Origin of the sequence: Leeia sp. (genome assembly GCF_041909055.1) — a bacterium.
GTDB classification, from domain to species: domain Bacteria; phylum Pseudomonadota; class Gammaproteobacteria; order Burkholderiales; family Leeiaceae; genus Leeia; species Leeia aquatica.
In genome coordinates this window covers 617,388-641,770 of sequence record NZ_JAYREC010000001.1, presented here as the reverse complement: position 1 = coordinate 641,770, position 24,383 = coordinate 617,388, and the positions used below count along the sequence as shown (strand labels likewise).

The 24,383-nt window shown below is 61.2% G+C and carries 24 protein-coding genes; 15 read left to right on the top strand and 9 right to left on the bottom strand.

From position 1 onward, the window contains the following. The first annotated feature begins 33 nt into the window (after nucleotides 1-33). The 10 genes from iscR (at nucleotide 34) to ACE3O2_RS03610 (ending at nucleotide 7,407) form a co-directional block, all read left to right on the top strand. Complete coding sequence (iscR, locus tag ACE3O2_RS03655; RefSeq protein ID WP_374334833.1) at nucleotides 34-504, top strand: Fe-S cluster assembly transcriptional regulator IscR; 471 nt, start codon at nucleotides 34-36, stop codon at nucleotides 502-504. A gap of 23 nt (nucleotides 505-527) precedes the next feature. Next, a complete protein-coding gene (locus ACE3O2_RS03650) occupies nucleotides 528-1,739 on the top strand; it encodes an IscS subfamily cysteine desulfurase (protein ID WP_374334832.1) in 1,212 nt (403 codons plus the stop codon). 45 nt (nucleotides 1,740-1,784) lie between these two features. Continuing rightward, complete coding sequence (gene iscU / locus ACE3O2_RS03645; protein WP_168876493.1) at nucleotides 1,785-2,168, top strand: Fe-S cluster assembly scaffold IscU; 384 nt, start codon at nucleotides 1,785-1,787, stop codon at nucleotides 2,166-2,168. Between the two features lie 13 nt (nucleotides 2,169-2,181). After that, nucleotides 2,182-2,505, top strand: a complete 324-nt coding sequence (gene iscA, locus ACE3O2_RS03640) for an iron-sulfur cluster assembly protein IscA (protein ID WP_168876492.1) — start codon at nucleotides 2,182-2,184, stop codon at nucleotides 2,503-2,505. 18 nt (nucleotides 2,506-2,523) lie between these two features. Continuing rightward, the gene (gene hscB / locus ACE3O2_RS03635; protein ID WP_374334831.1) at nucleotides 2,524-3,045 is read left to right on the top strand and encodes a Fe-S protein assembly co-chaperone HscB; all 522 of its coding nucleotides are present in this window, start codon (nucleotides 2,524-2,526) and stop codon (nucleotides 3,043-3,045) included. Nucleotides 3,046-3,088: 43 nt separating this feature from the next. After that, nucleotides 3,089-4,960, top strand: a complete 1,872-nt coding sequence (gene hscA, locus ACE3O2_RS03630; RefSeq protein WP_374335532.1) for a Fe-S protein assembly chaperone HscA — start codon at nucleotides 3,089-3,091, stop codon at nucleotides 4,958-4,960. A 13-nt stretch (nucleotides 4,961-4,973) separates the two neighbouring features. Beyond that, a complete protein-coding gene (fdx, locus tag ACE3O2_RS03625; RefSeq protein ID WP_168876490.1) occupies nucleotides 4,974-5,312 on the top strand; it encodes an ISC system 2Fe-2S type ferredoxin in 339 nt (112 codons plus the stop codon). A gap of 10 nt (nucleotides 5,313-5,322) precedes the next feature. Continuing rightward, complete coding sequence (gene iscX / locus ACE3O2_RS03620; protein WP_168876489.1) at nucleotides 5,323-5,517, top strand: Fe-S cluster assembly protein IscX; 195 nt, start codon at nucleotides 5,323-5,325, stop codon at nucleotides 5,515-5,517. Nucleotides 5,518-5,753: 236 nt separating this feature from the next. Then, complete coding sequence (locus tag ACE3O2_RS03615) at nucleotides 5,754-5,957, top strand: cold-shock protein (RefSeq protein WP_168876488.1); 204 nt, start codon at nucleotides 5,754-5,756, stop codon at nucleotides 5,955-5,957. A 184-nt stretch (nucleotides 5,958-6,141) separates the two neighbouring features. After that, nucleotides 6,142-7,407, top strand: a complete 1,266-nt coding sequence (locus ACE3O2_RS03610) for a DUF3365 domain-containing protein (protein WP_374335530.1) — start codon at nucleotides 6,142-6,144, stop codon at nucleotides 7,405-7,407. On the opposite strand, the gene ACE3O2_RS03605 is transcribed toward ACE3O2_RS03610, so the two are convergent. Then, nucleotides 7,404-8,435, bottom strand: coding sequence for an oxidoreductase (locus ACE3O2_RS03605; protein WP_374334830.1), 1,032 nt, complete (start codon nucleotides 8,433-8,435; stop codon nucleotides 7,404-7,406). The two genes, ACE3O2_RS03610 and ACE3O2_RS03605, sit on opposite strands and share 4 nt — an antisense overlap. Nucleotides 8,436-8,586: 151 nt before the next feature. On the opposite strand from ACE3O2_RS03605, the gene ychF reads away from it, so the two are divergent. The 3 genes from ychF (at nucleotide 8,587) to ACE3O2_RS03590 (ending at nucleotide 10,810) form a co-directional block, all read left to right on the top strand. Beyond that, entirely contained in the window at nucleotides 8,587-9,678 is a 1,092-nt protein-coding gene (gene ychF / locus ACE3O2_RS03600; RefSeq protein WP_168876485.1) for a redox-regulated ATPase YchF, read from the top strand. 128 nt (nucleotides 9,679-9,806) lie between these two features. Beyond that, complete coding sequence (locus tag ACE3O2_RS03595) at nucleotides 9,807-10,262, top strand: MarR family winged helix-turn-helix transcriptional regulator (RefSeq protein ID WP_374334829.1); 456 nt, start codon at nucleotides 9,807-9,809, stop codon at nucleotides 10,260-10,262. Between the two features lie 53 nt (nucleotides 10,263-10,315). After that, the gene (locus ACE3O2_RS03590; protein ID WP_374334828.1) at nucleotides 10,316-10,810 is read left to right on the top strand and encodes a hypothetical protein; all 495 of its coding nucleotides are present in this window, start codon (nucleotides 10,316-10,318) and stop codon (nucleotides 10,808-10,810) included. A 9-nt stretch (nucleotides 10,811-10,819) separates the two neighbouring features. Here the strand turns inward: ACE3O2_RS03590 and ACE3O2_RS03585 are convergent, their stop codons facing one another. The 8 genes from ACE3O2_RS03585 to ACE3O2_RS03550 all read right to left on the bottom strand — a co-directional run bounded on the left by ACE3O2_RS03585 (nucleotide 10,820) and on the right by ACE3O2_RS03550 (nucleotide 17,913). Then, nucleotides 10,820-11,572, bottom strand: a complete 753-nt coding sequence (locus tag ACE3O2_RS03585) for a hypothetical protein (RefSeq protein WP_374334827.1) — start codon at nucleotides 11,570-11,572, stop codon at nucleotides 10,820-10,822. Further along, entirely contained in the window at nucleotides 11,569-12,450 is an 882-nt protein-coding gene (locus tag ACE3O2_RS03580) for a DUF2167 domain-containing protein (RefSeq protein ID WP_374334826.1), read from the bottom strand. The genes ACE3O2_RS03585 and ACE3O2_RS03580 overlap by 4 nt, the downstream gene beginning before the upstream one ends. 84 nt (nucleotides 12,451-12,534) lie before the next feature. Then, nucleotides 12,535-13,440 (bottom strand): oxygen-dependent coproporphyrinogen oxidase, encoded by a 906-nt coding sequence (gene hemF, locus ACE3O2_RS03575; protein WP_374335528.1) that lies wholly within the window; start codon nucleotides 13,438-13,440, stop codon nucleotides 12,535-12,537. Between the two features lie 69 nt (nucleotides 13,441-13,509). Next, nucleotides 13,510-14,274, bottom strand: a complete 765-nt coding sequence (locus ACE3O2_RS03570) for a TatD family hydrolase (protein WP_374334825.1) — start codon at nucleotides 14,272-14,274, stop codon at nucleotides 13,510-13,512. 7 nt (nucleotides 14,275-14,281) lie between these two features. Beyond that, complete coding sequence (locus tag ACE3O2_RS03565; protein ID WP_168876948.1) at nucleotides 14,282-16,423, bottom strand: bifunctional (p)ppGpp synthetase/guanosine-3',5'-bis(diphosphate) 3'-pyrophosphohydrolase; 2,142 nt, start codon at nucleotides 16,421-16,423, stop codon at nucleotides 14,282-14,284. Between the two features lie 75 nt (nucleotides 16,424-16,498). Then, on the bottom strand, nucleotides 16,499-16,705 hold the full coding sequence (gene rpoZ / locus ACE3O2_RS03560) for a DNA-directed RNA polymerase subunit omega (RefSeq protein ID WP_168876479.1): 207 nt from the start codon (nucleotides 16,703-16,705) through the stop codon (nucleotides 16,499-16,501). A gap of 92 nt (nucleotides 16,706-16,797) precedes the next feature. Beyond that, nucleotides 16,798-17,412 (bottom strand): guanylate kinase, encoded by a 615-nt coding sequence (gene gmk, locus ACE3O2_RS03555; RefSeq protein ID WP_374335526.1) that lies wholly within the window; start codon nucleotides 17,410-17,412, stop codon nucleotides 16,798-16,800. Nucleotides 17,413-17,526: 114 nt separating this feature from the next. After that, nucleotides 17,527-17,913, bottom strand: coding sequence for a hypothetical protein (locus tag ACE3O2_RS03550; RefSeq protein ID WP_374334824.1), 387 nt, complete (start codon nucleotides 17,911-17,913; stop codon nucleotides 17,527-17,529). Between the two features lie 458 nt (nucleotides 17,914-18,371). Here ACE3O2_RS03550 and gltB point away from each other — a divergent pair, with 458 nt between their 5' ends. Together gltB and ACE3O2_RS03540 are read left to right on the top strand one after the other, a co-directional pair. Then, nucleotides 18,372-22,820, top strand: a complete 4,449-nt coding sequence (gene gltB / locus ACE3O2_RS03545; RefSeq protein ID WP_374334823.1) for a glutamate synthase large subunit — start codon at nucleotides 18,372-18,374, stop codon at nucleotides 22,818-22,820. Nucleotides 22,821-22,919: 99 nt separating this feature from the next. Beyond that, entirely contained in the window at nucleotides 22,920-24,329 is a 1,410-nt protein-coding gene (locus ACE3O2_RS03540) for an FAD-dependent oxidoreductase (RefSeq protein ID WP_374334822.1), read from the top strand. Nucleotides 24,330-24,383: the final 54 nt, after the last annotated feature.

Sequence of the window (24,383 nt, the reverse complement as noted above, 5' to 3'; positions counted from 1 at the left end):
GTCATTGGCTTCTACAGGCCGAAAGAGCCCGTCATGCGTCTTACTACCAAAGGTCGTTTTGCGGTCACCGCCATGGTGGACCTTGCGCTGCGCCACCAGTGTGGCCCGGTGACGCTGGCTGGCATCAGCGAGCGGCAGAAGATTTCCCTCTCGTACCTGGAACAGCTGTTTGGCAAGCTGCGGCGCGCCGAGCTGGTGGACAGCGTGCGCGGGCCGGGGGGCGGCTACTGCCTGGCCCGTCCCGAGCTCAGCATCTCGGTGGCCGACATCATCATGGCAGTTGACGAGCCGATTGATGCGACCCAGTGCGGCGGCAAGGAAAACTGTCTCGACGAGCACCGCTGCATGACCCACGATCTGTGGACCAACCTGAATCTGACCATTTTCCGCTACCTGGCGTCGGTATCGCTGGCGGAGCTGGTCGCCAAGCAGCGCGAGCGTGAGCAGTGCACGGGGTCCGAGCACCCGGTGGTGCTGGACAAGCGCTTGTCTGCCGTAATGTAATTCTGCCTCTGACTGGACGACCTATGAGCACCAAGCCGATTTACCTGGATTACTCTGCCACCACACCGATTGATCCACGTGTGGCCGAGAAAATGATTCCCTGGCTGACTGAGCATTTCGGCAACCCGGCGAGCCGCTCCCATGCCTATGGCTGGGAGGCGGAAGAGGCGGTGGAGCTGGCGCGCAAACAGGTTGCAGATTTGCTCAATGCTGACCCCAAGGAAATTGTCTGGACTTCCGGCGCGACCGAATCTGACAACCTCGCCATCAAAGGCGCTGCCCATTTCTACAGCAGCAAGGGCAAGCACCTGATTACCCTGAAAACCGAGCACAAGGCCGTGCTGGATACCATGCGCGAGATGGAGCGTCAGGGGTTCGAGGTGACTTACCTGAGCCCCAAGCCCAACGGCCTGGTGGATATGGATGAACTGGCGGCCACCATTCGCCCGGATACCATTCTGGTGTCCATCATGATGGTGAACAACGAGATTGGCGTGATCCAGCCGATTGCCGAGATTGGTGAGTTGTGCCGCAGCCGTGGCGTGCTGTTCCATGTCGACGCCGCGCAGGCGACCGGCAAGGTGGTTATTGACCTAGCGGTACTCAAGGTGGACCTGATGAGCCTGTCCGCCCACAAGAGCTATGGCCCCAAGGGTGTCGGTGCCCTGTATGTGCGACGCAAGCCTCGGGTGCGCCTGGAAGCGCAGATTCATGGTGGGGGCCACGAGCGCGGCATGCGTTCCGGCACGCTGGCAACGCACCAGATCATCGGCATGGGGGAGGCCTACCGCATCGCCAGGGAAGACATGGCGAGCGAGAACGAGCGCATCCGCATGCTGCGTGACCGGCTGTGGCGCGGCCTGAGCCAGATCGAGGAAGTGCATCTGAACGGGGATATGGACGCCCGTGTGCCGCACAACCTGAACGTCAGCTTCAATTTCGTGGAAGGCGAATCGTTGATCATGGCGCTGAAGGCACTGGCAGTATCCAGCGGTTCGGCCTGTACCTCGGCCAGCCTGGAGCCTTCTTATGTGTTGCGTGCCCTGGGGCGTTCGGATGAGCTGGCGCACAGTTCAATCCGTTTTACTTTGGGTCGCTTCACCACCGAAGCGGAAATCGATTTCGCGGTACAACTGATCCAGGAAAAGATCGGCAAGTTGCGCGAATTGTCGCCATTGTGGGAAATGTTCAAGGACGGTGTGGATTTGAGCACCGTGCAATGGGCGGCACACTGATACAGTTTGTAAGGTCAGGCAGCAGGCCGGCCAAGGGGAAACAGCATGGCATACTCAGACAAGGTTATTGATCATTACGAAAATCCGCGCAATGTGGGCGCCTTCGAAAAGGGTGACGACAGTGTGGGCACCGGCATGGTGGGGGCACCGGCCTGTGGCGACGTGATGAAGCTGCAGATCAAGGTCAATGAAGAAGGGGTGATTGAAGATGCCCGCTTCAAGACCTACGGCTGTGGTTCGGCGATTGCGTCGAGCTCACTGGTGACCGAGTGGGTGAAGGGCAAGACGCTGGATGAGGCGCTGTCCATCAAGAACACGCAAATCGCCGAAGAGCTGGCCTTGCCGCCCGTCAAGGTGCATTGCTCCATCCTGGCCGAAGATGCCATCAAGGCCGCGGTGGCCGATTACAAAGCCAAGCACGACGCTTGAGCAGGAGTCGATCATGGCAGTGACACTGTCTGAAGCAGCCGCCACCCATGTGGCCAATTTCCTGCAAAAGCGCGGCAAGGGCGTGGGCCTGCGGCTGGGGGTGAAAACCTCGGGCTGTTCTGGCATGGCCTACAAGCTGGAATTTGCTGACGCGGTACAGGATGAAGACCTGACTTTTGAGTCACACGGTGTCACCGTGCTGGTTGACCCGAAAAGTCTGGTCTACCTCGACGGTACCGAGCTCGACTTCGTCAAGGAAGGGTTGAACGAAGGCTTCAAGTTCAACAATCCAAACGTCAAGGATGCCTGTGGCTGTGGCGAGAGCTTCAATGTTTGACCGCAGGATGGCCTGAGCGTGCAGCAAACCCATTTTGCCCTGTTCGGCTTGCCCGAACAGCAGCAGCTGAACCTGGCGCCGCTGGAGCAGGCCTATCGTGCGGTGCAGGCGCAGGTGCACCCGGACCGGCATGCACTGGCAACCGACGCCGAGAAGCGTCGTGCGCTGGAGTGGGCCACGCTGGCGAACCAGGGCTATCACATCCTCAAGCATCCGCTGAGCCGGGCCATTTACCTGCTGTCCTTGCGCGGGGTGGACCCGGAGCTGGAGTCTAACACCGCGATGCCGCGTGATTTCCTGATGCAGCAGATGGAATGGCGTGAGCAGCTGGAGGATGCAGCCCGACAACGTGATGCTGCCGCGCTGGAAGGCTTGTCCCAGGCGCTGCGACAAGAGCAGCGTACCTTGCAGGCTGCGCTGGTGAACTGGCTGGATGTGCAGCGAGACGATGTTGCCGCGGCCGGTACCGTACGCAAGCTGCGCTTTGTGGAAAAGCTGGACGAAGAAGTGGAATCCGCGCTGGAGCGGCTGCTGGGCTAGCTTGTCAGCAAGCACCCGGTATCATCAAACCGATAAGAACACACTGATGCTGCTGCAAATTTCCGAACCCGGCATGAGCGCCGCTCCCCACCAGCACCGTCTGGCTATCGGCATTGACCTGGGGACCACCCATTCGCTGGTGGCAACTGTGCGCAGCAGCTTGCCCACCGTGCTGCCGGATACCCAAGGGCGGGGCTTGCTGCCCTCCGTCGTACACTATCCGGCAGACGGCGAGCCGCAAGTAGGCTACGACGCCTTGCCGTGGCTGATGCGCGAGCCACAAGATACCATCGTATCGGTCAAGCGCTTCATGGGCCGTGGTCTGAAAGACATCGCCAGTGAGCACCTGCCTTACCGCTTTATCGACGCGCCCGGCATGGTGCAGCTTAAGTTGCGTTGCGGCCAGAAAAGCCCGGTGGAAGTCTCCGCCGACATCCTGCGCAGCCTGAAAGCACGCGCCGAAGCCTCGCTGGTGACCGCCGGCAGTGGCGATCTGGTCGGTGCGGTGATTACGGTACCCGCCTATTTTGACGATGCGCAACGACAAGCCACCAAGGATGCTGCGCAACTGGCCGGGCTGAATGTTTTGCGTCTGCTCAATGAGCCGACCGCTGCCGCCATCGCCTATGGGCTGGATAACCACGCCGAAGGCACCTACGTGGTGTATGACCTCGGTGGCGGCACCTTTGATGTCTCCATCCTGCGATTGAGCCGTGGCGTGTTCGAAGTGGTGGCCACCAGTGGTGATTCCGCACTGGGAGGCGATGACTTTGATCACCGGGTGTACTGCTGGATGCTGGAGCAGGCCGGCCTCTCCCTGCTGGGTCCGCGTGATACCCAGCTGCTGCAGCAGAAGGCCCGCCTGGCCAAAGAAGCGCTCACCGATAACCTGAGCGCCAACATCGCCGCCATTCTGGAGCAGGGCGATACCGTTGACCTGACATTGGATCAGGCCACTTTTCACCAGCTGACCCGCCACCTGGTCGACAAAACCTTGCTGCCGCTGCGCAAAGCCATGCGTGATGCCGGTCTGCAAGTGGATGACGTGGATGGTGTCGTGATGGTCGGGGGCGCCACGCGCATGCCGCATGTGCAGCAGGCGGTGGCCGACTACTTTGGTCGTGCGCCGCTGAACAATCTGGACCCGGACAAGGTGGTCGCGCTGGGGGCTGCCATTCAGGCGAATGTGTTGGCGGGTAACAAAGCCGGGGAGGACTGGCTGTTGCTGGACGTGACGCCGTTGTCGCTGGGGCTGGAAACCATGGGGGGGCTGGTGGAAAAGGTCATCCCGCGTAATTCGACCATCCCCACCGCACGCGCTCAGGAATTCACCACCTTCAAGGATGGCCAGACGGCGATGCTGATCCACGTGCTGCAAGGCGAGCGTGAGCGCGTGGTGGATTGCCGCTCGCTGGCCCGTTTTGAACTGCGCGGCATCCCGCCGATGGCGGCGGGTGCGGCCCGGATTCAGGTGACCTTTCAGGTAGACGCAGATGGCTTGTTATCGGTCTCAGCCAGCGAGAAAACCACAGGTGTTCGCGCCAGCGTCACCGTCAAGCCCTCCTATGGCCTGAGCGATGACGAGATCAGCCGCATGCTGCAAGCCAGCATTACCCATGCGCAAGAAGACATGGCTGCTCGCCAGTGGGCCGAGGCGCAGGTGGACGCGCAGCGCTTGCTGGATGCTACCCGCGCTGCGCTGACAGAGGATGCCCACTTGCTGAGTGAGCAGGAACAGCAACAGTTGGGGCAAGCTCTGCACCGACTCGAACAGGTACTGGCCGGTGATGATGTGACGAAGCTGCGGGACGTTACACGTGAGACCAGCCAGGCCACCGATGAATTTGCCGCACGCCGCATGGACGCCAGCATCAAGCGGGCATTGGCTGGTCAGCGATTGACCAGTCTGGACTAATCGTGGAGTTGACATGACCCGCATCACCTTGCTGCCGCATGATGAAATTTGCCCGAGTGGCGCAGAGATCGAGGCCACGCCAGGGCAAAGCATTTGCGACGCCTTGCTGGAGCACGACATTGAGATTGACCACGCCTGTGGCCAGGTCTGTGCCTGTACCACCTGCCATGTGGTGGTGCGCGAGGGCTTTGACAGCCTGTCTGCATCCGATGAAGACGAAGACGACATGCTGGACCGCGCCTGGGGGCTGACCGCGCAATCCCGGCTGTCTTGTCAGGCCAAGGTGGGCTCGGTGCCTTTGGTGGTGGAAATCCCCAAATACAGCATCAACCACGCCAAGGAAAACCACTGAGGGCAATGCCATGAAATGGACCGATTCACTGGAGATTGCCATCGAGCTCTCCGAGGCGCACCCCGACATTGACCCGCGTCAGCTGCGCTTTACCGACCTGATGCAATGGGTGCTGGCGCTGCCGGATTTTGACGACGATCCGGCGCACTGTGGTGAGCGCATTCTGGAAGCCATCCAGCAATGCTGGATTGACGAAATCAGCTGACGCTGTGGCAGGACAACCACGGTACGGCTGGGCAGAGTGGAAATAAATGTGCCCGCATGCTTGACGGCACCAGCGGGCAAGTGCACACTGCGCATGCAGGTTTCAAGGTAGTACGGTTTTCGTCAGCTGTCGTTAATGCTTCACGGCGTATCAGTTTGTCATTCCCGGTGTCGACCCTGCTTGCAAAAAATGGGCATCCGCCCGATACATCCAATTTTTTTCAAGGAAATAGATTCATGGCAACCGGTACCGTCAAGTGGTTCAACGACGCTAAAGGCTTTGGTTTCATTACTCCGGATGATGGTGGCGAAGATCTGTTCGCGCACTTCTCCGCCATTCAATCGAATGGTTTCAAGTCCCTGCAGGAAAACCAGAAGGTCAGCTTCGACGTGACCACTGGCCCGAAGGGCAAGCAAGCGGCCAACATCAAGCCGCTGTAAGCTTCCGCTTACGATAGAACAGCCCGGCTTGCCGGGCTGTTTTTCTTTATGGGCCCGCCATGGGTGTCCATGATGAGGCGGGATGAAGCAACGATTCGCTTCAGTCAGCAAATCTGCTGCGCATCACATATAGTGATGGTATGGGGCTAGGACGGGACCAATCCCGCTGGAGTGCGCCGTGCTGATGCGCGCGAAGTTCAATCTGGTGTTGTTGTTGACCTGCATGCTTGGCATGGCAGTCAGTGCGTGGTATTTGCATGACAACCTGAAGCAGGAAATGATGCAGGAACTGCATCGTAACGCAGAAGCCACCATGGAAGCGGCCATCGCGGTACGGCGCTACACCTCCCTGCAGATCAAGCCGATTCTGGACGCAGACCCGGCGTTTGCATTTCGCAAGCAAGCGGTGCCTGCGTTTGCGGCACGCGAAGTCATGGCCTTGTTTCATGAGCATTATCCGGGGCAGTCCTACCGCGAAGCTGCACTGAACCCGATGAACCCCAAGAATGTGGCCCAAGGCTGGGAAGTGGCCTTGATCCAGCGCTACCAGAGCGAGCATCTGAAGGGGGCGGTCACGGAGCTGGTGCAGACGCCTGACAGTAGCCGTTTCAATCTGGCCCGCCCCATTCGCATCTCGGACAAAGCGTGTTTGTACTGCCACTCCAGCCCGGACCGGGCCCCTGAAGCACTGGTGAGCCTGTACGGGCGCAAAAACGGCTTCGGCTGGCGTATGGGTGACATTGTCGGAGCGCAGATAGTGTCCGTACCGGCACAAGTGCCCATGCAGCGAATGGAAGATACGTTTACCCGCTATCTGTGGCTGCTGGCCGGTATCTACAGCTTGCTGTTTGTGGTGCTGAACCTGCTGCTGAGCGTGCTGGTCTTGAAGCCCTTGAACCGGGCCAATGCACTGCTGACGCAGGAAGCGGGACAGGATGCCCTGACCGGTGCCATCAGCCGTCGCGCCTTCCTGCGGGCGCTGGATGACGCGATCGCACAAGCCACCTTTGATGAGCGTCCCCTTTGTCTGGTGATGATCGACCTGGATCATTTCAAGGCCATCAACGACCAGTTTGGTCATAATGTGGGCGATCATGTGTTGCACCAGCTGGTGTATACCCTGCAGCAGATGATCAAGCAGCGGGATTGCCTGGGGCGCTTGGGAGGCGAAGAGTTTGGCCTGCTGCTACCGGAAACCGCAGAAAGCGGCGCACGAGTGCTGGCAGAGCAGCTGCGGGTGGCCGTGATGCTGGGCAGTTTTGACCCTGTGCCCCGGGTGACGGCCAGCTTTGGTCTGGCCGAATGGCGGTATGGCGAGACGGCCAGCGAATTCATGCACCGGGCCGATATCAGCCTCTATCATGCCAAGCGAAACGGCCGGAACTGCCTCTACGTCTGGGGTGAAGACGACCACATGCCCGACCTGACCGAGCCGGCGGGACACAGCTAGGCGCTGACTGGCAGGCTGCGCCCCTCCGCTGCCGACTGTTGCGCCCGTTCCAGCAGGCGCATCACGTGCAGTGCCGACGTGGCGCTCACCGGATTGGGTTGCCCCTGTGTAATACAGTCGCGGATGCCTGCATAGTAGGCCGGGTAGTTGCCTCGCGGTGACGCGGGCTGTGCATGATCCCTTTCTGGCAGCAGCAGGCCGGGCACCGGGTCCAGCCCCCAGTCCGCATGGCCGGGGCGGATGCCTTGCTGTAACTGCTGTTCCTGTACATCCAGCCCGTGCTTGATCCAGCTGCCCTGGGTGCCATGCACTGCGAAGCGGGGCAAGCCGCCGCCCACCAGCATGGAAGCTCGCAGCTCTACCTGCAAGCTGCCGTAGTCCAGCAGCACATGCGCCCAGTCATCACGGCTACCACCGGGCCGCACTGTATGCAGCTGCGCCTGCAGGCGTTGCGGCAGGCCGAACAGGCACACCGCCTGGTCCAGTAAATGCGGGCCGAGGTCATACCACAAGCCCCCGCCCAGCTCGGCACGCTCGCGCCAGCGCTCCCGTACCTGCGGGCGGAAGCGATCAAAGCGGGATTCCACATGGCAGACCTGCCCCAGCACCCCGTCCGCCAGCAATTGCTGCAGGGTGAGGAAATCCGCATCCCAGCGCCGATTGTGGAACACCGACAGGACGCGCTGCTGCTGCTCCGCCAGCGCCAGCAGTGCTTCGGCTTCTGTGACCGTCAGCGTAAACGGCTTGTCGACCACCACATGCTTGCCAGCCCGCAAAGCCGCAGCTGCCAGTGGCGCGTGGCTATCGTTCGGCGTGGCAATCACCACCAGATCCACTTCCGGATGCTGCAGGGTCTGCATCGGGTAGGCATCCACCATGCAGCCCGGCCAGTCTCGCTGCACGAGCTCCGGTTTGCTGGAGCAGATGCGGTTGAGCACCATACCGTCCGTGCTGCCCAGCAGCGGCGCATGAAACGTTTGGCCAGCATAGCCATAGCCGATCAGTCCAACGCGCAGGGGGGCAGTCATACGGAGTCTCCAGGTCATGCCGATGAGGCAGAATTATGACGCACAAACAAGTGCTTGCATCAACGGGCATTCCGGCAGCCGGGGCTGACGGTGTACAATAGCGGATTAAATAGCTTACGGCCCTGGGCCATTATCGCAAAGGTTTGAAGGCATGAGTCTGAAATGCGGCATCGTTGGCCTGCCCAACGTCGGCAAGTCCACCCTGTTCAACGCGCTGACCAAGGCGGGCATTGAAGCCGCCAACTACCCGTTCTGCACCATCGAGCCGAACGTCGGGGTGGTCGAGGTGCCGGATGCCCGCCTGCAGGCGCTGTCCGACATCGTTAAGCCACAGCGCGTGCTGCCCGCTATTGTCGAGTTTGTCGACATTGCCGGTCTGGTCGCCGGGGCCAGCAAGGGCGAAGGCCTGGGCAACCAGTTCCTCGCCAACATCCGCGAGACCGACGCCATCGTCAATGTGGTGCGCTGTTTTGAAGATGAAAACATCGTCCACGTCGCCGGCAAGGTTGACCCGCTGTCCGACATCGAAGTGATCCTCACTGAGCTGGCGCTGGCCGACCTGACCACGGTGGAAAAAGCCATCATCCGCGATGGCAAGAAAGCCAAATCGGGCGACAAGGAAGCGCAAAAGCTGGTGGCCGTGCTGGAAAAGCTGGTACCGCACCTGAACGAAGGCAAGCCCGCCCGCTCGCTCGGCCTGTCGGATGACGAAAAACTGCTGATCAAGCCCTTCTGCTTGCTTACCATCAAACCCGCCATGTACGTCGCCAACGTGGCGGAAGACGGCTTCCAGAACAACCCGCTGCTGGAGCGCGTGCAGGCCTACGCCGCCGCCGAAGGCGCACCGGTGGTCGCTGTCTGTGCCGCCATCGAATCCGACATTGCCGAGCTGGACGACGCCGACAAGGCCGATTTCCTCGCCGAGCTGGGCCTGGAAGAGCCGGGCCTCAACCGCCTGATCCGCGCCGGTTACGACCTGCTAGGCCTGCAAACCTACTTCACCGCCGGGGTCAAGGAAGTACGCGCCTGGACCATCCACAAAGGCGACACCGCCCCGCAAGCCGCCGGTGTGATCCACACCGACTTCGAGCGCGGCTTCATCCGCGCCCAGACCATCGGCTTCGAAGACTTCGTCGCCTGCAAAGGCGAGCAAGGCGCCAAGGAAGCGGGCAAGATGCGCGCCGAAGGCAAGGAGTACGTGGTGAAGGATGGGGATGTGATGAACTTCCTGTTCAACGTCTAACCGACACAGGCCAAGGGCCTGTGAAGTACGCCAAAAAAGGCCCGCTAATGCGGGCTTTTTTATAGCCTTTATATTGACAACTGGTTACCAATAATGGAAACTGGTTGTCAATATAAAGGGGGGACTGCATGAAGACTGCGCAGGATATGGACGCCATCAGTCAGCTGACCTTGATGGTGTTTCGCTTGAACGGGCAGCTGCTGGCTTGGGGGGATGAGCTGGTGGCGCCATTGGGGCTGACCAGTGCGCGCTGGCAGACTCTGGGTGCGATGGCCATGGCCGATCAGCCGCTGACCGCGCCTCAGATTGCCGAGGTGATGGGGATGACGCGACAAGGGGCGCAGAAGCAGCTCAATGTGCTGCTGGAGCTGGGGTGGGTGGCGGCGCAGGCCAACCCTGCCCACAAACGCTCACCCCAGTATGGGTTGACCCCGCAGGGCACCGAGCGCTATCTGGGGGCCAAGGCTTTGTGGGAGGCCGAGGTGAGCAAGCTGGCCCGTGCCGTGCCGGCGGTTGAGGCAGACCAGGCGACGGCGACCCTGCACAAGCTATTGCAGCAGTTAAGCCTCGGCACACCCGCCTGACCTGCCGTCAGGACTAGATGCTGTTTAACCCTCATTCATCACAGGAGCATCCTATGTTTCGCATCATGAAGCTGCTGCACTTTATTGGGCTGATACTGTTTCTGGGCAGTATCCTGTCGTTCATTCTGGTGTCCACGCTGATGGAGGGGGCGGCGCTGGAGTGGGTGGTGTTTGGTCGCCGCATCATCAGTGCCGGTACGCAGGCGTTGACCCTGCCGGGGATGTGGCTGATGGCCATTAGCGGGCTGCTGATGGCGTTCAAGCGCTATGGCGTGCGTGTGCGGTTTGTGCAGGTCAAGGCGCTGATCATGCTGCTGATTGTGCTCAATGCGCACCTGCTGGTGATGCCGGCTGTCGGGCGGGCGACGGCGCTGGCGATACAATCGCTGGCGGCAGGGCACTTGAGCGCGGACTATCAGGCGGCGTATCTGCGGGAATCCATCTGTGGTGCCGTGAATGTGCTGCTGACATTGCTGGCCGCTGCCGTGGGAGTCTGGCGTGTGGGTGTGCGCCCGCCCCAGCGGCCTGCAGCAGCATGCCCCGCCTGAGGGGGATACTCAGTCCGGGGTGTCGGCTGTCGCTGCGGGCGCAGGGTTGAGCTGAGCCAGCCGCGCCTGTAACGCCAGCAAGGTGGTGCGCTCCGGGCTGTCGTCGGCTTCCAGCAGCAGGTCTTCCTCCAGCTGCTGCTGCAGGGTGGTGAACAGGGCGGTTTGCGCCGTGGCAGGCAGCAGCTGTTGCAACAGCGGCAGGCTGTCACCATGCAGGGGGTGCATCAGGCTGAGGCGGCGCAGCAGGTTGAGCCCGAAGGGCGGGCAGGTGATGACTTCAAACGCCAGCATCAGCGCGGCCTTGCGACTGAGCCCCAGTGCGGCGCGCTGCTGCCACAGGTAGACCGCCTGAGTCAGCAGGATCAGGTAGATGGCGGCCATCTGCGTGAGCCAAACCGCACCCGGACGGAACAGCAGCAGCACCAGCGGCAAGCCCAGCAGCAGCTGAATGGCCAGCAGGCCACACAGGTAGCGCAAGGGTTGTAGCGTGCGCTGCAGCTCAAGCAGGGCCTGGCGATCCAGTGCGGGTGCGCTGGTATACCAGTTCAGCCTGAGCAGCAGCTGGCCGGGCGCAAAGGGGTTGGGGACATGCAAGTAGCGCCCGCGCAGGGGCAGTCCACTTGGCGCGCTGGCGTGCCAAGTGGAGCCGGTGCTGTGTAGCAGCAGTTCATTGCGATACAGCAGCTGGGCGGAGTCGACCAGATAAAAGCCGACCACCCCCAGCACCAGCAGCACCTCAAACGGAGGCAGGTGCAGCATCATTCCTTCTTGCGGAAGAGGGAGGCCACCCAGCCACCCAGTGCGACAAACACCCCGGCAATGATTTTCCAACCTGCGGCAAAGAAGGACACAATGGCGGCCCAGAAGCCCTTTTTGGTAGCCACAGCAGCGGCACCACCGGCAATCAGCGCGGCGAGGCCGTACTCGGCGGTCTTGTCACCATCCTGATATTCCGCGTAGCGCTGACCGGCCACGTAGTCGTAGCCCTTGATGGCCTCCTTGAATTCCTTGATGGCCGCTTCAAGGTCTTGCGGTTCGGCTACCAGCGTCACTTCGGTCACGCCAGTACGGCCCAGCACGCGGGTGTTGTAGTTCACCACCGCCTGGCCGCCGCTCAGGTAGTTGATCGACCAGGTCAGGCGTTTTGAGTCCGGATCGTAGAAGGGTTCCTGATGCCAGCCTTGTACCGTCATGGGGGCCCAGCCCAATTTGGCACGCTCGGCATTGCCAGCAATGGCACCGTCCTTCATGCTTTGCAGCAGCTCGGCGGCGTCAATCTTCTCGTCATCCTTCACATGCCCGGTATCTTCGTAGCTGAACACAGCGAACCACTTGCCGCCCTTGGGGGCAAAGTAGTATTCAGGCTTGCCGGTATCCAGGTTTTCCCAGTGTGCCATCAGGCGGCGGGTGTCGGCATCCTGCAGGTACTCATAGTCCTTGGGCAGCTTGAAGGTGCCGTAACTGCCCACCTGCACCTGGCTGGGGCCGTTGACGAAATTGAGCGATTTGAAGAACGCGGCCTCGGCATCTGCTTCGGCATTCGCGGTACTGACGGTCCCGGATGCCGCCTCTTCCGCCCAGCTGGGTTGAAGCAAGAGGACGGGCAAGAGCAGGCTGAGTTTTCGCAGGCTGGACAGCATGGGCAGGCTCCCTGTGATGTTCTGGTTATATGATGAATGGATTTTGAGGCATTCTATCATGCGCAATGTGCTGCGGCTTTGCGATTACTGTTGCTTCAGCCAGTCCCGCTCGGTCAGGAAGTCGCTATACAGGCGGGCTTCCGGGCTGCCTGGTTCGGGCTGCCAGTCGTAGCGCCAGCTGGCGTGTGGTGGCATGGAGAGCAGGATGGATTCAGTGCGGCCACCGGATTGCAGGCCAAACAGGGTGCCTCGATCCCATACCAGGTTGAATTCCACGTAGCGGCCACGGCGGTAGAGCTGGAAATCTCGCTCGCGCTCGCCATAGGGCGTATCCCGTCGTTGCTGCAGGATGGGCAGGTAGGCGGTGAGGAAGGCATCGCCGACGGCACGGGTCAGTGCAAAGCTTTGCTCAAAGCCGGGCTGGTTGAAGTCATCAAAGAAAATGCCGCCAATGCCGCGCGGTTCCTGCCGGTGCTTGAGGTGGAAGTAGCGGTCGCAGGCGGCTTTCATCTGCGGGTAGTACTGCTCGCCAAACGGGGCCAGCGCGTCATGGCAGGTTTGGTGAAAGTGGATGGCATCGGCTTCAAAGCCATAGTAGGGCGTCAGGTCCATGCCGCCACCAAACCACCACACGGGCTCTTGGCCTTCGGCCAGCGCGCAGAAGCAGCGTACATTGAGGTGTACGGTGGGCGCATAAGGGTTACGCGGGTGCAGCACCAGCGACACGCCCATCGCCTCCCAGTGGCGACCAGCCAGCTCGGGACGATGCGCCGAGGCCGAGGGCGGTAACTGGTCACCCAGCACATGCGAGAACAAGACGCCGCCGCGCTCCAGTACCGTGCTGTCTTCCGTCAGGCAGGAGAGGCCGCCGCCGCCTTGTGGACGCACCCAGCTATCGCGCTGGAAAGAATGACCATCGACTTGCTCCAGCGCGGTGACGATGCGCTGCTGCAAGTCCTGCAGGTAGTGTTTGACGGCGGGCAGGTCCATACGGGTCCAAAGATCTGGTGCGGAAAACATTGCATTGTCCGGGTTTGTCCGGCTGGCGGCAATGGTCGATCAGGGCAGGGGGCCGAATACCGCTTCACTGTTGTGGCGCAGTGCCTGCGCCAGTTCGGCCAGCGGCATGCCGCCACGCAGCTCGGCCAGTACCTGGGCGATACGCGGCAGCCAGGCGGGCTGATTACGGCCATGGTGGTCCCACTCCGGCGGGATGTCCGGTGCGTCGGTTTCCAGCACCAAGGCCGAGAGGGGCAGGCTGCCTGCCAGTTCGCGTACCCGGCGCGCGCGCGGGAAGGTCATCACCCCGCCAAAGCCCAGCTTGAAGCCCAGCTCAATAAAGGCGGCGGCCTGCTGCGGGCTGCCATTGAAGGCATGCGCGATACCCCCGCGCACCGGATGGCGGCGCAGGTATTTCAGTACCTGATCCTGCGCACGGCGCACATGCAGGATCACGGGCAGATCAAAGCGCTGAGCCAGCTTGAGCTGGGCTACAAAGAAATCAATCTGCTTTTGCTGGGAAAGACCGTCAACAAAGAAGTCCAGCCCGATCTCACCGATGGCAATGGGGCGGTGTTGCTGCACCAGCTGCGCCAGTTCGTCGAGGTGTTCCGGTTGATGGTGGCTGTCGATATAGATCGGGTGCAGGCCGAGCGCGACCCGACAGCAGGACCATGGGGTGGAGGGTAGGCTGCGGCAATTGTCGATGAAGACCGCAGGCAGCACCATGGCGCTGACCTCAGCCTGCAAGGCGGCGTGCACCACCTGCTCACGGTCGGACTCGAACTCCGGCGCATCGAGATGGCAATGGGTGTCGATCCACACAGCGGGCTCAGTGGTGATTGCGACGGCGCTGAAGGCGCTCTACTACCGGCAGGGCGCGCAGGTGGCGCAGCACGGTGGCGAGGTGCTGGCGGTGCTCCACCTGGATCAGGAAGCGGATGGAGGTGAAGTTGGGCCGCTCTTCAAACTCTTCCAGATGCACATTGACGATATTGGAGTTCTGCTCCGAGATCACGGCGGCGATCTGCGCCAGGACGCCACGGTCATTGCTGGCGATGATGTCCACACCCACTTCGAACAGGCGGCCCGCCACCGGATCCCATTCCACGTCTACCAGCTTGTCCTGATCGACATCGCTGCGGTGGATCACCGGGCAATCGGCGGTATGAATCACCAGGCCTTGGCCTTTGTTGATGAAGCCGACGATGTTGTCGCCCGGGATCGGGTAGCAGCACTTGGCGAACTGCAAGGCCATGTTTTCCCAGCCGCGGATCGGGATGGCAGAGAGGTTGCTGGCTTCGTTGGGCTCGATGCCTTCGGCCATCAGCAAACCGCGCGCCACCACCATGGAGAGGCGCTTGCCGAGGCCAATGTCGGCCAGCAGATCGGCTTTGTCCGGCAGCCCGTTCTCACGCAGATAGTGCTCCCACACATGGTCCGACACCGCGCCATGACGGGGCGAGAACACCTGCAGCGCTTGCTGCAGCAGGCGCTCACCCAGGCGTACCGATTCACCAAACTGCATGGTTTTCAGATAGTGCCGGATGTGCGAGCGTGCCTTGCCGGTGGCGACAAAAGACAGCCACGACGGATTGGGGTAAGCGTTGGGGTCGGTCACGATCTCGACGCGGTCGCCACTGCGCAGGCGGGTGCGCAGCGGGGCCAGCTCGAAATTGACCCGGGCGGCTACGCAGTGGGTGCCAATGTCGGTATGCACGGCGTAGGCGAAGTCGATGGCGGTGGCCCCTTGTGGCAGCGCCAGAATGCGCCCCTTGGGGGTGAACACGTACACTTCGTCAGGGAACAGATCGACCTTGATGTGCTCGAGGAATTCGGCAGCGTCGCCGCTCTCCGACTGAATATCCAGCAGGCGCTGCAACCATTTGTGGGTGCGTTGCTGCACGTCGTTGAGGTTGCCCTCCGCGCTCTTGTACATCCAGTGCGAAGCCAGACCATCTTCCGCCGTCTGGTGCATTTCGCTGGAGCGGATCTGCACTTCAATCGGCGTGCCGTATGGGCCAAACAGCGTGGTGTGCAGCGACTGATAGCCATTGGCTTTGGCAATGGCGATGTAGTCCTTGAACTTGCCGGGGATGGGCTTGTACAGCGCATGCAGGGCACCGAGCGCCAGATAGCATGACGGGATGTCGTTCACGATCACCCGAAAGCCATAGATATCCAGCACCTCGGAGAAGGAGAGGTGTTTCTCCTGCATCTTCTTGTAGATGCTGTACAGATGCTTTTCGCGGCCACTCACCTGCGCCTGCAGGCGGGCATCCTGCAGGCGTTGCTGGATCGCCCCCAGAATCTTGTCCACCAGCTGCCGCCGGTTGCCTCGGGCGGCCTTCACCGCCTTGGCCAGCACCTGATAGCGATTGGGGTGCAGATAGCGGAAGCTGAGGTCCTCCAGTTCCTGATAGACGGCATTCAGCCCGATGCGGTTGGCAATCGGGGCGTAAATGTCCATCGTCTCGCGGGCGATGCGCTTCTGCTTGTCCGGGTGCATGGCACCCAGCGTGCGCATATTGTGCAGCCGGTCGGCAATCTTGATCAGGATGATGCGGATGTCGCGGGCCATCGCCAGCAACATTTTGCGGAAATTCTCCGCCTGCGCTTCTTCCTGGCTTTGCAGCTCGATGCGCTCCAGCTTGGAGAGGCCATCGACCAGGTCGGCCACCGCCTTGCCAAACAGCTCCTGCAATTCCTGCTTGGTGACGGGGGTGTCTTCCACCACATCGTGCAGCAGGGCGGCGGTCAGCGCCTGAGGGTCCATCCGCCAGTCGGCCAGAATGCTGGCGACGGCCAAAGGGTGGGAGATGTAAGGCTCGCCGCTCTTGCGAAACTGGCCCTCATGGGCCACTTCGCCAAAACGATAGGCAGCATCCAGCTGGGCGACCTCTTCACTATCGAGGTAGGCCGCCAGCTTGTCAAAAAAGTCGGAGACGTCCTTGTCCATCGGGCCACCCTGCATGGGCACGGCAACTGCCACGCGCACGCCTTGACCGGCAGTGAGGGGGGCCGGAGGAGGATTCATGCGGTGAGACGATCAGTCGCGATAACGGTTCACAATGTCATCGGCCAGCTTGCCCTGCGCCAGCTCCTTCAAGGCCACCACAGTGGGCTTGTCGCGGCCCTGTTCCACCAGCGGGGTGGAGCCGTTGGCAATCTGACGTGCGCGCGTGGTGGCGGCCAGGGTCAGGTTGTAACGGTTGGACATGCGCTTCAGGCAATCATCAATGGTAATGCGGGCCATGGTTCACTCTTCAAAATACATTAAAAAACAGCGGCGTACCGCAAAGGGCGGCTATTTTACCGGCTTGCTGGCCAAACGGCCAGCCTTCAGCCTTAGCCTTTGAGTTCAGCAATCAGCGTGGTGTGACGTTCCATCTGGCTGGCAATGCGTAGACGTGCGGCACGCACCAGGCTGATGATGTCGCGCACGGCTTCATCAATATACTCATTCACGATCACGTAATCGTATTCGTCTACGTGGCGGATTTCTTCCTGTGCCGACTGCATGCGACGCTGGATGGCGTCTTCGCTATCCTTGGCGCGGCCACGCAGGCGACGCTCCAGCGTTTCCAGTGACGGCGGCAGCACAAACACCGAGATCGCCTGCGGGAACAGCTTGCGGACTTGCTGCGCGCCTTGCCAGTCGATTTCCAGCAGGATGTCCTGCCCCTTGGCCAGTTGCTCGCGTATCCAGCGCTCTGAGGTACCGTAAAAATTACCGTACACCTCAGCGTGCTCCAGGAATTCGCCACGACCAATCATGGCGACGAATTCGTCGCGCGGAACAAAATGATAGTCGGTACCATGCCGCTCGCCTTCACGCGGTGCGCGCGTGGTGTATGACACCGACAGGCGCACATTGCTGTCTGCGGCCAGCAAGGCTGATACCAGGGTGGTTTTGCCAGCACCGGAAGGGGCGGCCACGATAAAGATATTGCCGGTTTGCATGGGAGCCTGCACTGCCTTGGCGCGGTTGCGCACGTAGTCTTTCATGAATTGAGGGTATCACAAGGGCTGGCTGACGTTAAGACGTCTTGCGGTGAAACCTTCATCGACCTCGCTTTAGTTCAGAAGGAGGTTGAGCAGGGCAACCACAGCAAGCCATAGTATCCCTCCCAAAATGAGGAGTACCGAGAAGTTCAAGGCAGAGAAATACTGCTGATGCATGTAGGACTCGCGCGCGGATTTACTTAATGCGGTCACGCCCATCCATTCTTCGCCACCGGTTTGTTTGCGGCTCCCTTTTACGGTCAGACCACCTATTCCAATGATAATCAAACCTGCGAGCCGGGCGGCATCTCTGATATCGGTCAGATTGGTGTAATGCCGCCAATAGCAGAGAAGAGCAGTGATGATGATGGCCGCCAGCTGGCAGATCAGCAGCCCTTTGAGCAGGCGGATCAGGATGGCCTTGAGCATGGCTCGCCAGTGCGGGAGATTGATCTTCATGAGGACTCGTCGTGGGTGGGGTCGATTGCGGCGGTGGGAATGATGCCTGATTACGCGGTAGTCGATCAAAAATACGTCACTTTTTCGACAATGAATGTCGCAGAATTGTAGTTTTTTGGTAGGAAAAGTACGTATTTTTGCGTATTTTGTTTGCGATGAATTGCTTAAGTATTTGAAATTAAACAACTATTGCATTGCAAAAAAGCGATTGCATCGACAGTCCATCTTACATACAATCAATTTCCCTCTCTGCTGATGCGGAGAAGGCAGATACCGCAAGTGTTCGCGCATTACCCGGATCAGCTCCCCGCAGTGCGACAGGTCGGGCCACAAGCCAGACGGGTCGTGCCAAGTGGGGCAAGCGAGCGAAGGACTTTGCCAGACTGGTAACCCGTGAATAACCGGGGGTGCGATCATGGGTCAGCTGATTGCCCCCGCTGCTGTGGAAAGAATTGCAGATGAGCAGACAGCAATGGCTGGACGGTACGCTGTATCGCCGTCACTTTGAGCAGGATAGTTGCGGTTTTGGCTTGATCGCCAACCTGGATGACAAACCGAGCCACTGGCTGGTGCAGACCGCTATTGATTCGCTGGCCCGCTTGACCCACCGGGGCGCGGTGGCGGCGGATGGCAAATCGGGTGATGGTTGTGGCCTGCTGTTCAAGAAGCCGAGCGCCTTTCTGCGTGAAGTGGCAGGGGCCTGTGGTTTCCCTCTGGCAGACAATTACGCCGCTGGTCTGGTGTTCCTCAATGCGGATAGCACTATTGCCAATGATTCGCGCGCCATCCTGCGCAGCGAGCTGACCAAGCAAGGCCTGCAGGTGGCCGGTTTCCGCCCGGTGCCGACCAACCCGGAAGCCTTGGGTGACTACGCCCGGCAAACCTTGCCGATCATCGAGCAGGTGTTCGTCAACTGCCCGGCCACCATGGATGCCGATGCGTTCGAGCGTAATCTGTATATTGCCCGTCGCCGTGCCGAAAAGGCTGCCGGAGCGGGTGATGCCTCCTTTTATGTACCGACCTTGTCCTGTCGGGTGATCAGCTACAAGGGGCTGGTGACGCCGGCCAACCTGCCGGTGTTCTTCCCGGACCTGAAAGATCCGCGCTTCCTGTCGTCCCTTGCGGTTTTCCACCAGCGCTTCTCTACCAACACCTGGCCGGAGTGGCGGCTGGCACAGCCGTTCCGCCTGCTGGCGCACAACGGTGAAATCAACACGGTGCAGGGTAACCGCTCCTGGGCACGTTCGCGCGAGCAAGTGATGGCCTCGCCGCTGATCCCGAACATGGATGACATCCGCCCCATCGTCAGCACCGATGGCTCGGATTCCATGTCGATGGACAATATGCTGGAAGCGCTGGTGATGGGCGGCATTCCGCTGTTCCGTGCGTTGCGGCTGATGGTGCCACCAGCTTGGCAGAACGTCGACAGCATGGACCGCGACCTGCGCGCCTACTATGAATACACTTCGATGCAGATGGAGCCGTGGGACGGCCCGGCGGGCATCGTGTTGACCGATGGCAAGGTGGCCGCCTGCATGCTGGACCGCAATGGCCTGCGCCCGGCTCGCTATGTGGTGACGCGCGACCGCCACCTGACCATTTCTTCAGAAATTGGTGTCTGGCCATATCAGCCGGAAGACGTGGTCAGCAAGGGGCGCGTCAAGCCGGGCCAGATCTTTGCGGCAGACCTGACCACCGGCGAGCTAATGACCTCGCTCGACATCGACAGCCACATCAAGGAGTCCGCCCCGTTCCGCCAATGGGTGCGCGACAACGCCCGCTATATTGAAACCGCGCTGGACGAGGATGGTCTGGGCCCGGTGATGGAAAAGAAGGAACTGCAGGCGTACCAGAAGCAGTTCCAGCTCACCTTTGAAGAGCGCGATCAGGTGATTCGCGTGCTGGCGGAGGACGCGCAGGAAGCGGTCGGCTCGATGGGCGACGATACGCCGATGGCGGTGTTGTCACAGAAAATCCGCTCCCCCTTCGATTACCTGCGCCAGCAGTTTGCCCAGGTGACCAACCCGCCCATCGACCCGATCCGTGAAGCCATCGTGATGTCGCTCAACACGGTGTTTGGCCCGGAGCGCAATATTTTCGAACAAAGCCCGGATCACGCCAAGCGGCTGGAGATTCGCTCGCCGGTGCTGTCACACGAGAAGTATGTGCGGCTGACCAGCCAGTCGGACCCGAACTACCGCGCGGTACGCTTCGAGCTGTGTTACAACCCGCAGGAAAAGAGCCTGCAGCAGGCGCTGAGCGACCTGAGCGAAGAGGTGCTGGCGGCGGCACGCAGCGGCGGGGTGATACTGGTGCTGTCGGATCGTTCGATCCGCAAGGACCGGCTGCCGATGCATGCGCTGTTCGCCACCGGTGCCGTACATACCGCGCTGATCAACGCTGGCCTGCGCACCAAGACCAACCTGGTGGTGGAAACCGCAACCGCGCGTGATCCGCACCACTTTGCCTGCCTGATCGGGGTGGGCGCTTCGGCGGTCTACCCGTATCTGGCGTATCAGACGGTGCACGAGCTGCGCGAGGGCGGGCAGATCAGTGGCGAGACCAATGACCTGCTGGCGCACTACCGCAAGGGCATCAACAAGGGCCTGCTCAAGGTGCTGTCGAAGATGGGCATCTCCACCATCGCCAGCTATCGTGGCGCGGGGCTGTTTGAAGCCGTCGGCGTGCACGACGAGGTGATGCAGCTGTGCATGCCGAGTACGGTGAGCCGCCTGTCCGGTGCCAACTTTGCCGACTTTGAAGAAGACATGCAGGCGCTGGCGCGCCAGGCATGGAACCCGATGCGGCCCATCGGTCAGGGTGGTCTGCTCAAATACGTGTTTGGCGAGGAATACCACGCCTATAACCCGGATGTGGTGACCTGGCTGCAAAAAGCGGTGCAACAGGGCGACTATCAAGCCTACCGCAAGTATGCCGACTTGGTGAACCAGCGTCCGGTGGCGATGTTCCGCGATCTGCTGCAGCTGAAGACGGGCGACGGCATCGCACTGGAAGACGTGGAGCCGGTCGAAGACATCCGCAAGCGTTTCGACTCGGCGGGCATGTCGCTCGGCGCGCTCAGCCCGGAAGCGCACGAGGCGCTGGCTGAGGCAATGAACCGCATCGGTGGCCGTTCCAATTCGGGTGAGGGTGGCGAAGATCCGGCCCGCTACGGCACCATCAAGAATTCCAAGATCAAGCAGGTGGCGACTGGCCGCTTCGGGGTGACGCCGCATTATCTGGTCAACGCCGAAGTGCTGCAGATCAAGATCGCGCAAGGCGCCAAGCCGGGCGAGGGCGGTCAGCTGCCGGGCGACAAGGTGTCGCCGCTGATTGCCCGCCTGCGCTGCTCCAAGCCGGGCATTCCGCTGATTTCGCCGCCGCCGCACCACGATATTTATTCCATTGAAGATCTGGCACAGCTGATTTTTGACCTGAAGCAGGTCAACCCCAGTGCGCTGGTATCGGTCAAGCTGGTGGCGGAGCCGGGGGTGGGCACGGTGGCGGCGGGTGTAGCCAAGGCGTATGCCGACCTGATCACCATTTCCGGCTACGACGGTGGTACCGGAGCCTCGCCGCTCACCTCGGTCAAGTACGCCGGTACGCCGTGGGAGCTGGGGCTGGCCGAGGCACAGCAGGTACTGCGCGCCAACGGCCTGCGTGGCCGGGTGCGGGTGCAGACCGACGGTGGCCTGAAAACCGGTCTGGACGTGGTCAAGGCCGCTATCCTGGGCGCCGAGAGCTTTGGCTTCGGTACCGGCCCGATGGTGGCGCTGGGTTGCAAATACCTGCGTATCTGCCACCTGAACAACTGCGCCACCGGGGTGGCGACGCAAGAGATCAAACTGCGCAGCAAGCATTTCATCGGCCTGCCGGAGATGGTGATCAATTACTTCACCTTCATCGCGCAGGAAACCCGGGAGTGGATGGCCAAGCTGGGCGTCTCCCGGCTGGACGAGCTGATTGGGCGCATGGACTTGCTGCAGCTGCTGGAAGGCCAGTCGCCGCGTCAGCAACGCTTGCAGATGCAGTCGCTGCTGGGGCAAGGCGATATTCCCGCCAGCGAGCCGCGCTTCTGCGTAGAGGCCAGCAACCCCTCGTTTGACAAAGGCGAGCTGGCCGAGCAGATGGTGCAGGATGCGCAGCTGGCACTGCAGCACCGCAGCATGCAAGAGCTGTATTACCCGATCCAGAATACCCAGCGCTCCATCGGGGCGCGCCTGTCGGGCGAGATTGCCCGTCGCTGGGGGGTGGAAGGCTTGCCAGAGGGCTCGCTGCATGTCCGCTTCAAGGGCAGCGCCGGGCAGAGCTTTGGCGTGTGGAACGCCCGTGGCTTGAACCTGACACTGGAAGGCGATGCTAACGATTATGTCGGCAAGGGCATGAACGGTGGACGTATTGTCATCGCGCCGCCGCCCAAGGCCGCTTACAAGGGCTATGAGTCGGTGATCATCGGCAACACCTGCCTGTATGGCGCAACGGGTGGCCGTCTGTACGCGGCGGGTCTGGCGGGCGAGCGGTTTGCGGTGCGTAACTCCGGTGCGCTGGCGGTGGTGGAAGGGGTCGGCGAGCATGGCTGCGAGTACATGACCGGTGGTTGCGTGATCGTGCTGGGGGAAACCGGTGGCAACTTCGGCGCGGGCATGACCGGGGGCTTTGCCATGGTGTACGACGAGCACGACAAGATCGTTCGCCGCTACAACAATGAACTGGTGGACATCCAGCTGATCACCGGCGAGGCCTACGGCCACATCCGGCAGTTCCTGCGTGAGCGGATCGAAGAGCATGTCGAATACACCGGCTCCGAGCGGGGCCGTGACATCCTCGACGATTTCAGCGAGGCGGTCGGCAAGTTCTGGCTGGTCAAGCCGAAGGCGGCCAAGCTGGAAAGCTTGCTGAAGGATTGATGCGCGCGCCGTGGCAGCGGCCACGGCAGTCAGGCCAGCGGGGCAGCCCGCAGGCGGACACGGCGGGAGGTTCCCGCCCTACAGGATTGAGGCGTAAGCATGGGCGACGTATTCCAGTTTTTGAATCTGCCGCGTAACCCCGGCGAGAAGAAACCCGCCAGCGTGCGGAAAATCGAGTTCAAGGAAATCTACCAGCCGTTGGGGCGGGAGCAGGCCATGGAGCAGGCCAGCCGCTGCCTGGGCTGTGGCAACCCCTATTGCGAATGGGAGTGCCCGGTACACAATTTCATCCCCAACTGGCTGAAGCTGGTGCGGGAAGGCAAGTTGTTTGAAGCTGCCGAGATGTCGCACAAGACCAACTCCCTGCCCGAAGTCTGTGGCCGGGTGTGCCCGCAAGACCGGTTGTGCGAAGGTGCCTGTACCCTGAATGCGGATTTCGGCGCAGTCAGCATCGGCTCCATCGAAAAATACATTACCGACGAAGCGTGGAAAGCCGGTTGGCGGCCCGATATGTCGGACGTGGTGTGGACCAGCAAGAAGGTGGCGGTGATCGGTGCCGGCCCGGCGGGGCTGGCGTGCGCCGATGTGCTGGTGCGCAATGGGGTGAAGCCGGTGGTGTTTGACCGCTATGAAGAAATCGGCGGCCTGCTCACCTTTGGCATCCCCGAATTCAAGCTGGAAAAGGACGTGCTGCAACGTCGGCGGCAAATGATGGAGGAAATGGGCGTGGAATTCCGCCTCAATACCGATATCGGCCGCGACATCATGATCGACGAACTGCTGCGCAACTACGACGCGGTGTTCATGGGCATGGGGGCGTACAAATACATGAAGGGCGGCTTTGAAGGTGAAGACCTGCCCGGCGTGCAGGAAGCGCTGCCTTTCCTGATCTCCAATGTGCGTAACAACCTGGGCACCCTCAAGGATGGCGAGGTGTTCCAGAGCGTGGCGGGCCAACGGGTGGTGGTGCTGGGCGGTGGCGATACCGCCATGGACTGCAACCGCACCTCGATCCGCCAGGGTGCCGCCAGCGTGACCTGCGCCTACCGCCGTGACGAAGCCAATATGCCAGGTTCACGCCGCGAAGTGGCCAACGCCAAGGAAGAGGGTGTGGAGTTTTTGTGGAACCGCCAGCCGGTTGGCGTGGTGCAGCTGGATGGCCATCTTGGCGTCAAGCTGGTCACCACCCAGCTGGGTGCGCCGGATGCCAAGGGCCGCCGCGCGCCGGAAGTGATCCCCGGCTCCGAGGAAATCCTGCCTGCGGACGTGGTGATCGTGGCGTTTGGTTTTCAGGTTGAACCGGAGGGCTGGTTTGCCGCGCAAGGCATCCAGACTGACGACCGTGGCCGCACTGTCGCCCCGGCCAGCCAGCCCTTCAAGCACCAGACCAGTAACCCGAAGATCTTTGCCGGTGGCGACCAGGTGCGCGGGGCCGATCTGGTGGTGCGTGCCGTGTTTGAGGGCCGCCAGGCCGCCGAAGGCATGCTGGCCTACCTCGGCGTCTGGTAAGCTGTACCTGCCGCACACCAACCCGCCGTGGGGTGACCTGCGGCGGGTTTTGCT

Bases quoted from the DNA above. Each gene is read 5' to 3' on its own strand.
- rpoZ (WP_168876479.1), bottom strand. From the start codon at position 16,705: ATGGCCCGCATTACCATTGATGATTGCCTGAAGCGCATGTCCAACCGT.
- ACE3O2_RS03595 (WP_374334829.1), top strand. From the start codon at position 9,807: ATGAAGACTGCGCAGGATATGGACGCCATCAGTCAGCTGACCTTGATG.
- ACE3O2_RS03550 (WP_374334824.1), bottom strand. From the start codon at position 17,913: ATGAAGATCAATCTCCCGCACTGGCGAGCCATGCTCAAGGCCATCCTG.
- iscX (WP_168876489.1), top strand. From the start codon at position 5,323: ATGAAATGGACCGATTCACTGGAGATTGCCATCGAGCTCTCCGAGGCG.
- gltB (WP_374334823.1), top strand. From the start codon at position 18,372: ATGAGCAGACAGCAATGGCTGGACGGTACGCTGTATCGCCGTCACTTT.
- hemF (WP_374335528.1), bottom strand. From the start codon at position 13,440: ATGGACCTGCCCGCCGTCAAACACTACCTGCAGGACTTGCAGCAGCGC.
- ACE3O2_RS03615 (WP_168876488.1), top strand. From the start codon at position 5,754: ATGGCAACCGGTACCGTCAAGTGGTTCAACGACGCTAAAGGCTTTGGT.
- ACE3O2_RS03585 (WP_374334827.1), bottom strand. From the start codon at position 11,572: ATGATGCTGCACCTGCCTCCGTTTGAGGTGCTGCTGGTGCTGGGGGTG.
- iscR (WP_374334833.1), top strand. From the start codon at position 34: ATGCGTCTTACTACCAAAGGTCGTTTTGCGGTCACCGCCATGGTGGAC.
- ACE3O2_RS03590 (WP_374334828.1), top strand. From the start codon at position 10,316: ATGTTTCGCATCATGAAGCTGCTGCACTTTATTGGGCTGATACTGTTT.
- gmk (WP_374335526.1), bottom strand. From the start codon at position 17,412: ATGCAAACCGGCAATATCTTTATCGTGGCCGCCCCTTCCGGTGCTGGC.
- iscA (WP_168876492.1), top strand. From the start codon at position 2,182: ATGGCAGTGACACTGTCTGAAGCAGCCGCCACCCATGTGGCCAATTTC.
- iscU (WP_168876493.1), top strand. From the start codon at position 1,785: ATGGCATACTCAGACAAGGTTATTGATCATTACGAAAATCCGCGCAAT.
- ACE3O2_RS03540 (WP_374334822.1), top strand. From the start codon at position 22,920: ATGGGCGACGTATTCCAGTTTTTGAATCTGCCGCGTAACCCCGGCGAG.
- ACE3O2_RS03605 (WP_374334830.1), bottom strand. From the start codon at position 8,435: ATGACTGCCCCCCTGCGCGTTGGACTGATCGGCTATGGCTATGCTGGC.
- ACE3O2_RS03650 (WP_374334832.1), top strand. From the start codon at position 528: ATGAGCACCAAGCCGATTTACCTGGATTACTCTGCCACCACACCGATT.
- fdx (WP_168876490.1), top strand. From the start codon at position 4,974: ATGACCCGCATCACCTTGCTGCCGCATGATGAAATTTGCCCGAGTGGC.
- ACE3O2_RS03580 (WP_374334826.1), bottom strand. From the start codon at position 12,450: ATGCTGTCCAGCCTGCGAAAACTCAGCCTGCTCTTGCCCGTCCTCTTG.
- ychF (WP_168876485.1), top strand. From the start codon at position 8,587: ATGAGTCTGAAATGCGGCATCGTTGGCCTGCCCAACGTCGGCAAGTCC.
- ACE3O2_RS03610 (WP_374335530.1), top strand. From the start codon at position 6,142: ATGCGCGCGAAGTTCAATCTGGTGTTGTTGTTGACCTGCATGCTTGGC.
- ACE3O2_RS03565 (WP_168876948.1), bottom strand. From the start codon at position 16,423: ATGCAGGGTGGCCCGATGGACAAGGACGTCTCCGACTTTTTTGACAAG.